Source organism: Metabacillus hrfriensis, assembly GCF_030127205.1.
Lineage (GTDB): Bacteria > Bacillota > Bacilli > Bacillales > Bacillaceae > Bacillus_P > Bacillus_P dongyingensis.
Genome location: NZ_CP126116.1, coordinates 2,153,852 through 2,168,470, shown reverse-complemented (window position 1 = coordinate 2,168,470; position 14,619 = coordinate 2,153,852). Strand labels below are relative to the sequence as shown.

Annotated in this window: 13 protein-coding genes; 1 reads left to right on the top strand and 12 read right to left on the bottom strand. The window is 41.8% G+C overall.

Going from position 1 to position 14,619, the window contains the following annotated elements; translation table 11 throughout:
* Positions 1-8: 8 nt before the first annotated feature.
* The 7 genes from priA to QLQ22_RS10735 form a co-directional block, all read right to left on the bottom strand.
* Positions 9-2,426: a primosomal protein N' gene (priA, locus tag QLQ22_RS10765; protein WP_284016600.1), complete on the bottom strand. Its 2,418-nt coding sequence runs from the start codon at positions 2,424-2,426 to the stop codon at positions 9-11.
* 3 nt (positions 2,427-2,429) lie between these two features.
* Positions 2,430-3,632, bottom strand: a complete 1,203-nt coding sequence (gene coaBC, locus QLQ22_RS10760; RefSeq protein WP_284016599.1) for a bifunctional phosphopantothenoylcysteine decarboxylase/phosphopantothenate--cysteine ligase CoaBC — start codon at positions 3,630-3,632, stop codon at positions 2,430-2,432.
* A 110-nt stretch (positions 3,633-3,742) separates the two neighbouring features.
* A complete protein-coding gene (gene rpoZ / locus QLQ22_RS10755; protein ID WP_101565193.1) occupies positions 3,743-3,940 on the bottom strand; it encodes a DNA-directed RNA polymerase subunit omega in 198 nt (65 codons plus the stop codon).
* Positions 3,941-3,945: 5 nt separating this feature from the next.
* Positions 3,946-4,560, bottom strand: a complete 615-nt coding sequence (gmk, locus tag QLQ22_RS10750) for a guanylate kinase (protein WP_070879123.1) — start codon at positions 4,558-4,560, stop codon at positions 3,946-3,948.
* A 14-nt stretch (positions 4,561-4,574) separates the two neighbouring features.
* Positions 4,575-4,838: an extracellular matrix/biofilm regulator RemA gene (gene remA, locus QLQ22_RS10745; protein WP_029281439.1), complete on the bottom strand. Its 264-nt coding sequence runs from the start codon at positions 4,836-4,838 to the stop codon at positions 4,575-4,577.
* 74 nt (positions 4,839-4,912) lie between these two features.
* Positions 4,913-5,788: a YicC/YloC family endoribonuclease gene (locus tag QLQ22_RS10740; protein ID WP_284016598.1), complete on the bottom strand. Its 876-nt coding sequence runs from the start codon at positions 5,786-5,788 to the stop codon at positions 4,913-4,915.
* Between the two features lie 123 nt (positions 5,789-5,911).
* Complete coding sequence (locus QLQ22_RS10735) at positions 5,912-8,587, bottom strand: calcium-translocating P-type ATPase, SERCA-type (RefSeq protein WP_284016597.1); 2,676 nt, start codon at positions 8,585-8,587, stop codon at positions 5,912-5,914.
* Between the two features lie 143 nt (positions 8,588-8,730).
* Between QLQ22_RS10735 and QLQ22_RS10730 the strand changes: the two genes are divergently transcribed.
* On the top strand, positions 8,731-10,437 hold the full coding sequence (locus QLQ22_RS10730) for an Rqc2 family fibronectin-binding protein (protein WP_252208608.1): 1,707 nt from the start codon (positions 8,731-8,733) through the stop codon (positions 10,435-10,437).
* 139 nt (positions 10,438-10,576) lie between these two features.
* On the opposite strand, the gene QLQ22_RS10725 is transcribed toward QLQ22_RS10730, so the two are convergent.
* From QLQ22_RS10725 to sat, 5 genes are all read right to left on the bottom strand, one after another.
* Positions 10,577-11,158, bottom strand: a complete 582-nt coding sequence (locus tag QLQ22_RS10725; protein ID WP_252208607.1) for an NAD(P)-dependent oxidoreductase — start codon at positions 11,156-11,158, stop codon at positions 10,577-10,579.
* On the bottom strand, positions 11,139-11,924 hold the full coding sequence (locus QLQ22_RS10720; protein ID WP_223442181.1) for a sirohydrochlorin chelatase: 786 nt from the start codon (positions 11,922-11,924) through the stop codon (positions 11,139-11,141). The genes QLQ22_RS10725 and QLQ22_RS10720 overlap by 20 nt, the downstream gene beginning before the upstream one ends.
* 2 nt (positions 11,925-11,926) lie before the next feature.
* Positions 11,927-12,703, bottom strand: coding sequence for a uroporphyrinogen-III C-methyltransferase (gene cobA, locus QLQ22_RS10715; protein WP_223442179.1), 777 nt, complete (start codon positions 12,701-12,703; stop codon positions 11,927-11,929).
* Between the two features lie 156 nt (positions 12,704-12,859).
* The gene (gene cysC / locus QLQ22_RS10710) at positions 12,860-13,453 is read right to left on the bottom strand and encodes an adenylyl-sulfate kinase (protein WP_223442177.1); all 594 of its coding nucleotides are present in this window, start codon (positions 13,451-13,453) and stop codon (positions 12,860-12,862) included.
* 16 nt (positions 13,454-13,469) lie between these two features.
* Positions 13,470-14,609 carry a sulfate adenylyltransferase gene (gene sat / locus QLQ22_RS10705; RefSeq protein ID WP_223442174.1) on the bottom strand — a complete coding sequence of 380 codons (1,140 nt, stop codon included), beginning with the start codon at positions 14,607-14,609 and terminating at the stop codon, positions 13,470-13,472.
* Positions 14,610-14,619 lie beyond the last annotated feature (10 nt).

Below are 14,619 nucleotides of genomic sequence, written 5' to 3'. Positions count from 1 at the left end.
TCTAAACCCTACATCATGGTATTTGGATTTAAATCGATGCTGATGGATAATTGATTTTTATTCATATCCTGCTGATAGCGTTCGATAATCATTTTAAGTGATGCGTGCAGATTTTCTTCCCGCTTGTATTTTATCATGCATTGATAGCGATATCTATCGTTTATCCTTGGAATAGGCGAAGCTACGGGTCCAAGGATCTTGACTGTATCAGAAAGTCTTTGATTCAGGTGCTTCGCAATTTTCTCGGTGACTGAAACAGCCTTAAGGAGATCGGGATGAGACACCGTTACTAAAGCAAGATAATAAAAAGGAGGATAAGCATGCTGCTTTCTTGTCAGCATTTCCTGCTGATAAAAAGAATCATAATCATGATGGCTTGCAAGCTGAATGCTGTAATGCTCAGGTGAATAGGACTGAATGACAACTTCGCCTGGCAATTCATGTCTGCCTGCTCTGCCGCTTACCTGTGTCAGCAGCTGAAAGGTCTTTTCAGATGAGCGGAAATCCGGCAAATGCAGCATTGTATCCGCTGTTAGAACCCCTACAAGGGTTACATCAGGAAAATCCAGGCCTTTTGCAATCATCTGCGTTCCTAAAAGGATATCTGCCTCTTTATTGCCAAACTGCGTCAGTAATTTTTCATGAGAGCCCTTCCGTCCCGTCGTATCCACATCCATGCGGATGATTCTTGCTTCCGGCAGTACTTTTGCAAGTTCTTCTTCTACCCGCTGAGTTCCCGTTCCGAAGAACCGGATATGTTCGCTGCTGCATTCAGAACAAACCTTTGGCATCGGCTCCTCATGCCCGCAATAATGGCATTTTAATTGAGATCCATGCTTATGATAAGTTAAGGAAATCTCACAATGCGGGCATCCGGTCACACAGCCGCAGTCTCTGCACATGACAAAAGAAGAATATCCCCGTTTATTTAAAAATAAGACGGATTGCTCCTTTTTTGCTATTCGGTCCTGAAGCTTTTCAAGCAGGGAAGATGAAAACATGGTTCTGTTTCCGCTTCTTAATTCATCCCTCATATCAATCACTTCAACTTGGGGCAGCGGCCTCTGATTCACACGTTCTTTTAAGGAAATCAGCTGATACACTTCTTTCCCTGCTCTTGCAAACGACTCTAATGAAGGAGTTGCACTTCCCAAAACAACTGGACATTGATGAAATTTTGCACGGTAAATGGCGACATCCCTCGCATGGTAGCGGGGATTCTCTTCTTGCTTGTAGCTTCCTTCGTGTTCCTCATCAATAATAATCATTCCAAGATTAGTAAATGGAGCGAACACCGCAGATCTTGCTCCAACGACAAGTTTTACCTCACCGCGATGAATCTTTCTCCATTCATCGTACTTTTCTCCGACAGAAAGACCGCTGTGCAGCACAGCCACAAGCGAACCGAATCTTCCTTTAAATCGATTGACCATTTGCGGGGTAAGCGAAATCTCAGGAACGAGAACGATTGCTTCTTTGCCCTGGTTCAGGACAGACTCAATAGACTGCAGATATACCTCTGTTTTTCCGCTGCCTGTTACACCATACATTAAAAAGACATCATGCCGGTTTTGTTCAACCGAGTTCAGGATTGGAGAAATGGCAGTCTGCTGTTCCGCAGTCAATGCAAGCGGTTCTGTCTTTTTGAAAGTACGGTCCTCATAAGGATCACGATAAATTTCCACATTCTCTTCCCTTAGCAGTTTCTTCTTAATGAGCGTTTTCACAGGAGAGTCTGTAATATTCAAATGCAAAAGGAGCTCTTGCAGCGGCACAGATATACCGCTGTTATTAATAAAGTAATCAAGAATGAGCTTTTGTTTTGCTGCTTGCGCAGAACCAGACTCTGATTCTTTCTTTAATTCGGCTATTTCTGCATTCGAAGTGATATATTTTTGAGTCTTTTTTTTATTTTTTTGTTTTACCTGATAAATAACTTCAAGGACACCCCGTTCAATTTCCATTTGAAATTCTTTTACAGAGTCGCTTTTTTCAATGTCTTTCCAATAAACGCTTCTTCTGCTTTGAAACCATGGAAGGACTTTTGGGTGAAGGTTCGGTCTGTATTCATCAGAAACAAGGACTATTTCCTTTTCATATCTCGCTTTCATCGCAGCCGGGAGCATTGCCTGGAAGGCAGAAATCTTGAAGCATAACGTTGTTTGTGTAAGCCAATGGCCGATATCAAGCAGTTCCTTTGTTAGTGCAGGCGTGATATCCATCACTTCAGCGATTGGCTTTACACGATCAAATTCACTTTCATTTTTAATGCCAATCACAAACCCCTGAACTTTGCGGGGGCCAAATGGCACGATCACACGCATTCCAGGTTTGATAAAACCTGTCCATTTTTCAGGAATCAGATAATCAAATGCTCTGTCTGTCTGCATCGCTTTCACATCAACGATAACGCTTGCAAACCTCATGATTTATACTCCTTTGTTAAAACGGCTGATTTCTTCTAAAATTTGCTTAGCTACTTCTTGCTTAGAAAGCACGGGAAGCTCCTTTTTTTCTCCGCTTTTTTTATACATGGTCACAATGTTTGTATCCGTTCCAAAACCAGCTCCAGCAAGCGTCACATTGTTTGCCACAATCATATCCAGATTTTTTTTCTGGAGTTTTCTTAAGGCATATTCCTCCACATTTTCGGTTTCGGCTGCGAATCCAACTAAAATCTGGTTTTCTTTTCGCTCTCCAAGATCTTTTAAAATATCTTTTGTCCGTTCCATTTCAATAGTTAAAGATCCGTCCTGTTTTTTCATTTTCTGATCAGAGACGACGCGCGGCCGGTAATCTGCAACTGCCGCAGACTTAATGACAATATCCATTTCACTGAAGCGGTTCAATACTTCTTGATGCATTTCATCTGCCGATTCAACCCGAATGACCGTTACTCCTGAAGGCGGAGCAATCGCAACAGGGCCTGAGATCAAAGTAACTTCAGCACCCATTTGATTTGCCGCCTCTGCAATGGCATAGCCCATTTTCCCTGAAGAATGATTTGTAAAATAACGGACAGGATCTACTTTTTCGCGGGTTGGACCCGCAGTAATCATAACTTTCTTGCCTTTTAAAACCTGATTTTGCTTATCAGAAAAAAAACCTTCTATTAAAGAGACAATTTTCTCAGGTTCTTCAAGTCTTCCTTTTCCGACATATCCGCAGGCTAAATAGCCTTCGCTAGGCTCAATGTACTGATATCCATATTGGGATAACGCCAGAATGTTTTTCTGAACGGCCGGGTTGTCATACATATGAACATTCATAGCAGGAGCAATCCAGACCGGTGCAGTTGTCGCAAGCAATGTTGTTGTCAGCATATCGTCTGCTATCCCATTTGCTAATTTACCGATTGTATTTGCAGTGGCCGGAGCGACCATAACCAAATCTGCCCAATCTGCAAGATCAATGTGTGAGATAACGGCAGGATTTTTCTCGTCAAATGTATCAAAATAAACGTCATTTCTTGACAGAGCCTGAAAAGTCAGCGGGTTAACAAATTCACGCGCTGAACGTGTCATAATCACTTTGATTTCAGCTCCAGCCTGAATGATTTTGCTTGTTAAAGCTGCAGCTTTATATACGGCAATTCCTCCGCTTACGCAAAGGAGAATTTTCTTTCCCTTCATTTCACATTCCCCCCACCAAAGTCATAGTACTTATTATAGCCGTGAATTATCAAGAATGAAAAAATAACAACCCATGTTGTTTCAGGTTGTTATTTTAGAGTGCCATTTAATTAGTCTTGTTTTTCATAATCCAGCAAGCCTGAATTAATTTCTTCAAGTGCTTTGCCGACATATTTATAAGAGACAGGCTTCACGATTTGCTGATCGTGATTTTCCTGCATTTCACGTGCGCGTCTTGCCGCCACTGTTACGAGTGTATATTTAGAATCAAGCTTGTTCATGAGTTTATCAATAGATGGATATAACATATTATTTATTCAACCTCCAGCATTTTCTTATAACGAAGTGCAATGCGGTCACGTCTGCAATGTTCAGCTGTGACAATCGCACGAATACGTCCGCATGCAAGATCCACATGATCATTTTCAACGACGTAATCGTAAGCATCCATCATTTCAATTTCTTCTTTGGCAACTTTCATGCGATTATTGATGATATCCTGTGTTTCTGTTCCGCGGGTGACGATGCGGTTTTTTAGCTCGCTTAAGCTTGGCGGCATAAGGAAGATGAATAACCCTTCCGGAAATGCCTTTCGAACCTGCAATGCTCCCTGAACTTCAATTTCAAGGAAAACATCTCTTCCTTCGCTTAACGTTTTCTCCACATAGTCAATCGGCGTACCATAGTAATTGCCCACGAATTCTGCCCATTCCAGTAAACGGTCTTCTTTAATTAATTGTTCGAATTCTTCTTTTGATTTAAAGAAATAATCAACTCCGTCAACTTCGCCTTCGCGCGGTTTGCGCGTCGTCATGCTGATGGAATATTGAAAATCTGTATCATTTTGTGAAAAGATAGCTTTTCGCACAGTACCTTTACCAACACCAGAAGGACCCGAAAGCACGATGAGTAATCCTCTTTCTTTCATATCCAGAACTTTCCCTACCCTTCATCTGTTAACTCGTCTTTATTTGAAAGCCTGTGGGCAACCGTTTCGGGCTGAACCGCAGATAGTATAATATGGTCACTGTCCATAATCACGACCGCTCTCGTTCTGCGCCCGTATGTTGCATCAATAAGCATGGCGCGGTCACGGGCGTCTTGAATGATCCTTTTAATCGGAGCTGATTCAGGACTTACAATGGAAATAATGCGATTGGCTGAGACGATATTGCCAAAGCCGATATTAATTAACTTAATACTCATCTATTCGCTCCCCCTAGTAAACGACAAAACTATTTTTGCCCTAAATGGCCCATTATAAACGATTTAACTGCTAATTATTCAATATTTTGGACTTGCTCTTTTAATCTTTCTATGACGCTTTTCAGTTCTACTGAACATTTGGATATATCCTTGTCATTTGCTTTAGAGCCAATCGTGTTCGCTTCTCTGTTCAGCTCCTGAACAAGGAAATCCAGCTTTCTTCCAATTGATTCTTCTTTTTGCATCGTTTCACGGAATTGTGAGAGATGGCTTCTGATTCTCGTAATCTCTTCTGCAATGTCCGCTCTGTCAGCAAAAAGGGCAGCCTCTGTTATGATTCTGCTTTCATCCATTGTGCCTTCAGAAAGTTCAGCCATCTTTTTTTCCAGCCTATGTTTGTAGCGGATCACGACCTGAGGGGCATATTTTTCAATATCAGAAACATATGACTCCAAAATCGACAGCTGCTTCAGCAAATCGCTTTTCAGATGTGCACCTTCTGCCTTTCTCATTTCTTTCAGCTTTAATGCCGCATCCTGCACAGCCGCAAAGATCATAGATTGTATTTCTTCTTTACTATTTTCCTGTTCTCCGACTGTAATAACATTTTCCAGCTTAAGGAGATCAGTCAGCTGCAATCCATTATGTAAATCATACCGGTTTCCTATCTCCGCAGCTGCCTGAACATATTGATCAAGCAGGTTCCAATCAACTTCGATAAACCGGTCTGCCAATGATTCGCCTTCAATTGTTATGTATAATTCAACGCGTCCTCTATAAATGATAGAAGAGATCACTTTTTTGATTTTATCCTCAATGGACATCAATTGTCTAGGCATTCTTACGTTAATTTCAAAAAAACGGTGATTAACCGATTTCATTTCGGCTGTAATGGTCAGTTTATCATTCCCAATTGATGAACGCCCATATCCTGTCATGCTGCAAACCATTTATTTCACATCCAATTCTTTGATCATATCATAAGAAATGCTCCTTGTTTCTGTCCCAAAAAGAGCTTCTAACAAAAGAAAAGGTAATAGACTCAGCTATTACCTTTCGAATTATAGCATATTTTAACTTTTTTTTCTTGTTAAAAGTGACCCTGCCAGCAAAAAAGTTGGTATGGCTGATAATCCAAGCACCAAGAGCCAGTCGCGAGCCATGATTGGCACTGTATGGAATATCGGCTGCATCGGGGCGTAGTAGATCACTGCCAGCATCAGCAGCACGGATGAAATAACCGCTCCGACCAGGTAGAGGTTCTCAAACGGATTTCTTAAGAATACTGAACGTTCGCTTCTGCAGTCAAACACATGAATCAATTGAGCCATGACCAATGTTGCAAACGCAATCGTCTGGGCATAAATTAAATTGTCAGGATCTCTGTGATAGACAATCATAAAGGCTGCAAGGGTCACGATTCCGATCAAGAAACCTCTCGAAATGACTTTCCATCCAAGGCCCCGTGCAAATACCCCTTCTTTATGATGCCTCGGCTTCCTCTGCATTAAATCTCCTTCTGGCTGATCTAAACCGAGAGCCATCGCAGGCAGACCATCTGTCACAAGATTGACCCAAAGGATCTGGATCGGAACAAGGGGCAGGGGAAGCGCGAGCAGCATGGCAAAAAGCATAACCAGAATTTCTCCAACATTTGAAGCGAGCAGATATCTGATAAACTTTCTTATGTTTTCATAGATATTTCGGCCTTCTTTAATAGCAAGCTTGATCGTTGCAAAGTTATCATCCACTAAAATAAGTGCAGATGCTTCCTTTGCTACATCTGTTCCTGTTATCCCCATTGAAATGCCAATGTCAGCAGCTTTTATGGCAGGTGCATCGTTTACTCCGTCACCTGTCATGGCAACAATGTGCCCTCTGCTTTGAAGCGCTTTTACTATTTTCAGCTTATGTTCCGGCGATACCCTTGCGAACACATAAATATCATCTACAATCTGCACAAGCTCTTCATTTGGCATAGCTGACAGAGCTGCTCCATCTATTACTTTTCCATTCGCCGGCAAGAGATCCAGCTGTTTAGCTATGGCTTTGGCAGTATTGACATGGTCACCAGTGATCATCACCGTTTTTATTCCAGCCTGTCTGCATTCCTTCACTGCTTGTTTCACTTCAGGACGAGGAGGATCGATCATTCCCTGCAGCCCTAAGAAAACCAGATTCTTTTCAGCTTCATGCTGATGATAAATGGCCTGGGCAGAGACAGGCTTAAAGGCAACAGCAATGGTCCTTAATGCTTGAGATGCCAGATTGTCGATTGCTTCATTTATTTTTGTTTCATATTTTGCAGACATATAGTGCTGTTTTTCGTCCCACAGCACATAATCTAATTTCTGAAGCAAAATATCCGGAGCACCTTTTGTGACAACAAAGCGCTTTCCGTTTTTATCCTCGATAATGACGCTCATCATCTTCCGGATTGAGTCAAACGGAAATTCTTCTATAATTTTAAATTGCTTTGACAGCGCTTCTTTAGAGAGTCCTGCTTTCATTGCCGCAACAACAAGTGCTCCTTCTGTTGGGTCACCGTCCAGAATGTAGTCATCATCTTTTTCATAAATGTTTGCTGTATTGCAAAGCATGCCAAATGTGAGAATTTGCTGAAGGGATTTATTGTCCTTGACCAAAACCTTTTGTTCATTCACGAAGAATTCGCCTTTAGGCTGATATCCTGTTCCGGTCAACTGCCAGGTGCGTCCGCCTGACCAAATATGAGTAACGGTCATCTTATTTTGTGTCATCGTCCCGGTCTTATCTGAACATATAACGGATGCACAGCCAAGCGTTTCAACAGCGGGCAGCTTTCTGACAATCGACCTTTGTTTGATCATCCTCTGAACACCGAGAGACAAAGCAACGGTTACGATGGCAGGAAGTCCTTCCGGAATTGCAGCCACTGCAAGAGACACACCTGCAAGAAACATATCATATAGCTCATGACCTTGAATCACTCCGACAGCGACTACTAAAAAAGTTAACGCTAGGGCCACAACAATTAAGATTTTCCCGAGCTGCTCAAGTCTTCTCTGAAGCGGTGTTTCCAAGGTCTCAGCAGATTGAAGCAAGTCGGCAATCTGACCCATCGCTGTATTCATGCCCGTTGCAACAACAACGCCAACGCCATTGCCGCGTGTTACTAAAGTTCCCATGAAGGCCATATTGGTTAAATCCCCAATACCCGCATGACCATCTGACAAAGCATTCGTAAATTTAGAAACAGGAAGCGACTCTCCTGTTAAAGCCGATTCTTCTATCTCAAGGCTTTTTGCTTCGATTAAGCGAAGATCTGCGCCAATTCTGTCCCCGCTCGTAAATTTCACAATATCTCCAGGTACTAGATCCTTCGATTGAATTCTTGTCCATTCGCCTTCTCTGAGAGCCTGTACTTGAGGCGCTGACATCTCTTTTAATGCTTCAAGTGATTTTTCTGCACGCCGTTCCTGAAAAAAACCAAGTATTCCATTAATTAAAACGATGGCAATGATTGCAATGGCATCAATATATTCGCCAAGCAGACCCGAGATCAGTGTTGCCGCTAACAAAACAAGCACCATAAAATCTTTAAACTGCTCCAGAAATAATAAAAATGCTGAAGGTTTTTCAGCTTCCTTAAGTTCATTGAAACCGTGATGCTTCACTCTTTTTTGAACATCTTTTTCAGATAATCCGTTTTCTCTGCTTGTATTAATTGACTGAAGTACTTCTTCCGGTCCAATTTCATGCCATTTCATGAATTTTTTTTACACCTCTCAATACGTGGAATAGTAGGACAATCTCTTATAATGTCAATTTATTCAGCCCTGTCCAAAAAAATGCTATAATAATTTGAATGTGGAGATTTGATCCAACTTACCTATAGAAAAGGGTGCTTGCGATGTCATTTGATGGCATGTTTACATATGCAATAACTGAAGAATTGAAAAATGAACTGGCAAATGGAAGAATCTCAAAGATCCATCAGCCATATAAAAATGAACTGATATTTGTCATCCGGGCAAATGGGGGAAATCACCGTCTCCTGTTCTCAGCTCATCCAAGCTATGCAAGAATTCATTTAACAACTGAAGGCTATGAAAATCCGAGTGAACCTCCAATGTTCTGCATGCTGCTTAGAAAGCATCTCGAAGGCGGGGTCATTGAAAGAATCGGCCAAATTGAATTAGAACGGATTCTTTACTTTGATGTAAAGAGCAGAAATGAAATTGGCGACGTCACTAATAAACGCCTGATCATTGAAATAATGGGAAGACACAGCAACATTATTCTAATAGACCGTGACCGCAATATGATCCTCGACAGCATTAAGCACATATCACCTGCTGTAAATCGGCACAGGACCATTATGCCTGGTCAGGAATATGTTCTGCCTCCTGAACAGAATAAGCTGAACCCTTTTGAAGCAACAGAAGAAACCATTCTGCGCAAAGTTGATTTTAATTCAGGGAAAATAGATCAGCAGCTTATGCAGCAGTTCGCCGGAATATCTCCCCTGTTTGCAAAAGAGATTCTCTTTAGAGCAGGACTTGCCAGCCGGACCAGCTTGCCTGAATCATTTCTGAATCTCGTTTCAGACATCAAGAATAGTGAAATTTCGGCAACTATGATTGAAACCGATGAAAAAGAATACTTTTATATCCTGCCGCTTACTCACTTAAATGGGACCAGCAAGGTGTTCCCAACGATTTCAGAGATGCTCGACCGCTATTATTATGGAAAAGCAGCCCGTGACCGGGTAAAGCAGCAGGGAAATGACCTTGAACGTTTTGTTCAAAATGAACTGAAGAAAAATAAAACAAAAATAAAGAAACTGCAAGCCACGTTAAAGGATGCTGAAAAAGCAGAGAAATACAAGCTGCGCGGCGAGCTGATTACAGCAAATATGTATGCAATAAAACGCGGGGATAAAATGTCAGAGGTCATAAACTATTATAACGGGGAAATGGTCAGTATTACCTTGAACCCGCAAAAGACACCATCTGAAAATGCACAGGCTTATTTTCAAAAGTACAACAAGGCGAAAAAATCAGTTGCATTTGTTGAAGAACAAATCAGCCTGGCTGAAAATGAAATCCACTATTTTGAAAACGTGTTTCAGCAAATTGAATCCGCTTCTCCAAAGGACATCGAAGAGATTAGAGAAGAACTGATGGAAGGCGGCTATTTAAAGAAGAAACAAGTGAAGGGAAATAAAAAGAACAAACCTGCAAAAATTGTTCTTGAAAAATATACTGCAAGCGATGGCACTGATATACTTGTCGGAAAAAACAACAAGCAAAACGATTATTTAACAAACAAAACAGCTGCACGGGATGATATTTGGCTGCATACAAAAGACATACCTGGCTCTCATGTTGTCATCCGCAGCCAGGAACCAAGTGAGGAAACGATACTAGAGGCGGCCAATCTTGCAGCCTATTTCAGCAAAGCAAAAGGCTCAAGCTCTGTCCCGGTTGACTTCACAAAAATCCGGCATGTCAAAAAACCAAACGGATCCAAACCAGGTTTTGTGATTTATGACAATCAGCAAACCGTCTATGTGACGCCTGATCCGGATTTGGTGATAAAATTAAGAAAAGCATAGACTCTTTATGAGTCCATGCTTTTTTTGAAGTTAATAGTAAGAATAAAAATTTGCGCATTCATGTCCAGCGCAAGAGACTAACTCCTCGGCCAGAACGAATCCGCCAAAAAAGTCAGAACCGGACTTTTTCAGCGGATTGTTATCTGTCTGTCGGAGCTGACCAAGGCCCTTGCGCTTTTCTGACAAGCTGCTTCAGAAGCCTTTGCTTTTCATCCTGATGAAGATCTGAGGCTTTAATTTTTTTCCGTTCATTAAAAAGATCTTCCAAGCGGTCAAAGAACACGTCATCAAATTGATTAAATAATTGCTCGGATAGATCTTTTGCAAGTGATGGGCTTGCCCCATCCGTGGACACAGCAAGCGTTAATCTTCCACGCTGATGAAACGAAGGAACTTGAACATTTCCAAGCTCTGACTCACCAGCAAGATTGACAAGCTGATGTTCGCCCGCCTCCCTTGCTACCCAGGCATTTACTTCCTTGCTGTCAGTTGCTGCAACAATTAAAAACGCATCCTTGAAATCTTCTTTATCTGCTTCTTTTTGTTTCCATTCAAGTTGTGATTGAGCATGGAGAAAGCTGATTTCATCAATCACATGCGGACTGATCACCTTTATTTTTGCACCCTGCTTTAAAAATACAGACAGTCTTCTGTAAGCGATTTTTCCGCCTCCAATGATGACGACCAGCCGATTTTTGACGTCAATCATTAATGGCAGCATCGCATTTGTCTCCATATCTAAAAGTATAAATAGAATCATGATTATCAATTGCAGACTGCACTCTTTCGGTAAAAACTTCTTCAACTTCAGAGTCGTAGCCTAAATACCGGCAAAGCTTGATTTTTTCATGGCCAAGCTTATTTACTTTAGTCTGAATTTCCCTCATAAGCAGCCCTGTAAACAATAAATAGGGCACTAGAAAAATCGTTTTCTCTTTGAGAAGCGACAGATTTAAAAGCATCTCATCAAGACTCGGTTCAGCAGCAGTCAGAAAGCAGATTTCCACATTGCTGACACCGGATTTACTCTTGACCAGCCTGCTTATGGCAGTCAAATCTCTTACTACGTCGTGGTCTGAGCTGCCCCGTCCAATCAGGACAATGATTGAGTCAGAATCTGGCCTGCCTTGTTCATGCACTCTGTTCACGATGCTTTTAGCCATCTTTTGGTGCACACCTATAGGCATACCATATGTAATGGCAGCTTCCGGATAGTTTTCTGCAGCCTTTTTCACTTCCAGAGGAATGTCCTCTTTCGCATGTACAGCAGTAAGCAATAACAGAGGAACAACAGCAACGTGTGTGGCGCCTTGCTTGATGCAAGAGGCGAACCCTTCTTCAATAGAAGGTTCCGCCAGCTCAAGAAAGCAGATTTCCTGAATATCGGCATGAATATGCATTTGAGTTTTCTCGATAAAAGCAATGGCCTCATCACACGCTTCTTTCACACGGCTGCCATGGCACACATATAAAACGGCTTGTTTCATTTTTATAACGCCTCGCTGATAGGAGCTGAAGTCTGTAAGTTCTCTTCAAACCACTTAATTTTCTCGCGGTAGCGTACAACTTCTCCGATAATGATCATGCTTGGATTTTTTATATTCTGTTCACGGACAACTTCAAGGATATCTTCAAGTGTGCCTGTAACTGTTTTTTGAACTTCAGTCGTTCCCCAATGGACCAGAGCAACGGGTGTGTCTTTGCTTTTCCCATTTTTCAGAAGCTGTTCCTGAATATACGGAAGGTTGCTGACGCCCATATAAATCGCTAATGTATCTATGCCTTTTGAGAGGCTTGCCCACTTCTCGTCTTCTTTTGCATCATTTTTGAGATGTCCTGTGACAAAAGCAACGCTTGCACTTACATCCCTGTGCGTGACAGGAATTCCTGCATATGCGGCAGCTGCTATGCCCGAGGTGATGCCAGGTACGATTTCAAACGGAATCTTCTGCTTTGCAAGTGCTTCTGCTTCCTCAGCACCGCGTCCGAATACAAACGGGTCTCCCCCTTTTAAACGGGTTACGATCTTGCCGCTTTTCGCATAACGGATTAAGAAGTGATGAATCGTTTCCTGCTTCATTAAATGATAGTCGGGAAGCTTGCCGCAATATATGAGATCTGCTTCCTTTTTGGCATAGGAAAGCAATTCTTTATTAACCAGGCGATCATACAAAATAACATCTGCCTGCTGGATGCATTTGATGGCTTTTAACGTGATCAGTTCAGGATCACCTGGGCCTGCTCCAACTAAATAGACCTTTCCCATGTTCTGACTCTCCTAACTAACTTGTAATTGACCGCATGTTCATTTGAGGACAATTAACTGAAATGATGTATTGCTGTTCTTATAGAATAATATATCAATAAATTCAAACTTTTTGAGAATTTTTTTCTTTGATCTGCAGCTCATAAACGTAAGCTTTTAGATTAAACCCTTTTCTATTAAAGTTTTCGTCAATTGTTTAACACATTCTTCTATTGAATATTTTTCTGTATCCAGGACAATTTCCGGATTCGCAGGCTCTTCGTATGGTGCGCTGATGCCTGTAAAATGTTTGATTTCTTCGTTTCTCGCTTTTTTATAAAGCCCTTTGGGATCGCGTTTTTCGCATTCTTCAATCGAACATTTAATATAGACTTCGAGGAATTCATCCTTTTCAACCAATTTTCTGACAAGGTCACGATCAGCACGGTAAGGGGATATAAAAGCTGTTAAGACGATTTGCCCGCTTTCAACAAACAGTTTCGAAACCTCTCCAATTCGTCTGATATTTTCCTTGCGGTCGGTCTCATTAAAGCCAAGATCCTGATTGAGGCCGTGCCTCACATTATCACCATCCAGGACAAACGCCTGAGCGCCGCGGTCAAATAAAGTCCTAGCAAAAGCGTTCGCAACAGAAGATTTACCGGATGCTGATAAACCTGTAAACCAGAGAATAAAGCTCTGGTGCTTATTTTTATCTCGTCTTTCTTGTTTTGAAATAGAGGATTGGTGCCATACAATATTGCTGCTCATAGATGTTTCTCCCTTCTTATGATACGTTTTCTTTTTTAAGTCCGTTTATTAGAACTTCAATAACTTCCGGGCGGCTGAAAGTGCTAGGAGGAACCTCGCCGTTCCGGAGCATTTGCCTTACCTTTGTTCCTGATAGAATAACATGTGCCGAGCTGTCATGAGGACATGTTTTCGTTGTCGCCATTCCTTCGCATTTGCTGCAGTAGAAGCTGTGATCGAATTTCAGCGGCTTGATTCCAAGCTCCTGCTCCTCAAATTGATCAAAGATTTTCTGAGCATCATAGGTTCCGTAGTAATCACCAACACCTGCATGATCTCTGCCAACAATAAAATGGGTGCAACCGTAATTCTTCCGGACAATGGCATGAAAGATCGCTTCTCTTGGGCCTGCATATCTCATTGCTGCAGGAAAGACGCCGAGCTCAACCCGTTCTTCCGGATAATAGTTTCTTAGAAGTACCTCATAGCTCTCCATTCTGATGGATGCTGAAATGTCATCAGATTTGGTTTCACCTACAAGCGGATTTAAGAATAATCCATCCACTGTTTCAAGGGCTGATTTCTGAATATATTCATGTGCTCTATGCACGGGGTTTCTTGTCTGGAATCCAACGACAGTTTTCCAGCCTTTGCTTTTGAAAATTTCACGCGTTTCAATTGGATCAAACGTGTATTGCTTAAATGGCTTTTCAGGTCTCTTTAAAAGAGTAATTTTACCGCCTACATAGACGTCTTCCCGTTCGTGCATTTTTTTCACGCCAGGGTGAGCGATGTCTGCCGTTCCATATACATTAATGGCTTCATGTGCTTTGTCAGGCTCATAAACATCTTCAACCTGTATCAGGCCATATACCTCGCCTTTGTAAATCAGTCTCGCTTTTTCGCCGACTAGTAATTTATCAGCCGTTCCCTTTGAAACAGGCAGTGTAATCGGTATACTCCAGACAGTCCCTGAAGCAAGTCTCATATCATTTACGACCTGCTCATAATCTTTTTGTGAAAGAAATCCTTCGAGCGGGCTATATGCTCCAATTCCGATTAATTCCAAATCACTTAATGCCATGGCATCGATTTCAATTTCTGCAGAAATTTCCTGATATTTTTCCTCGGGGTTATATGATTGAATTAGTAATCCTCCGTGCGGCTGTAAACTCATTTTTTTATTT

Excerpts from the sequence above, each read along its gene's own strand:
- priA (WP_284016600.1), bottom strand. The coding sequence starts at position 2,426 with ATGAGGTTTGCAAGCGTTATCGTTGATGTGAAAGCGATGCAGACAGAC.
- coaBC (WP_284016599.1), bottom strand. The coding sequence starts at position 3,632 with ATGAAGGGAAAGAAAATTCTCCTTTGCGTAAGCGGAGGAATTGCCGTA.
- rpoZ (WP_101565193.1), bottom strand. The coding sequence starts at position 3,940 with ATGTTATATCCATCTATTGATAAACTCATGAACAAGCTTGATTCTAAA.
- gmk (WP_070879123.1), bottom strand. The coding sequence starts at position 4,560 with ATGAAAGAAAGAGGATTACTCATCGTGCTTTCGGGTCCTTCTGGTGTT.
- remA (WP_029281439.1), bottom strand. The coding sequence starts at position 4,838 with ATGAGTATTAAGTTAATTAATATCGGCTTTGGCAATATCGTCTCAGCC.
- QLQ22_RS10740 (WP_284016598.1), bottom strand. The coding sequence starts at position 5,788 with ATGGTTTGCAGCATGACAGGATATGGGCGTTCATCAATTGGGAATGAT.
- QLQ22_RS10735 (WP_284016597.1), bottom strand. The coding sequence starts at position 8,587 with ATGAAATGGCATGAAATTGGACCGGAAGAAGTACTTCAGTCAATTAAT.
- QLQ22_RS10730 (WP_252208608.1), top strand. The coding sequence starts at position 8,731 with ATGTCATTTGATGGCATGTTTACATATGCAATAACTGAAGAATTGAAA.
- QLQ22_RS10725 (WP_252208607.1), bottom strand. The coding sequence starts at position 11,158 with ATGCTGCCATTAATGATTGACGTCAAAAATCGGCTGGTCGTCATCATT.
- QLQ22_RS10720 (WP_223442181.1), bottom strand. The coding sequence starts at position 11,924 with ATGAAACAAGCCGTTTTATATGTGTGCCATGGCAGCCGTGTGAAAGAA.
- cobA (WP_223442179.1), bottom strand. The coding sequence starts at position 12,703 with ATGGGAAAGGTCTATTTAGTTGGAGCAGGCCCAGGTGATCCTGAACTG.
- cysC (WP_223442177.1), bottom strand. The coding sequence starts at position 13,453 with ATGAGCAGCAATATTGTATGGCACCAATCCTCTATTTCAAAACAAGAA.
- sat (WP_223442174.1), bottom strand. The coding sequence starts at position 14,609 with ATGAGTTTACAGCCGCACGGAGGATTACTAATTCAATCATATAACCCC.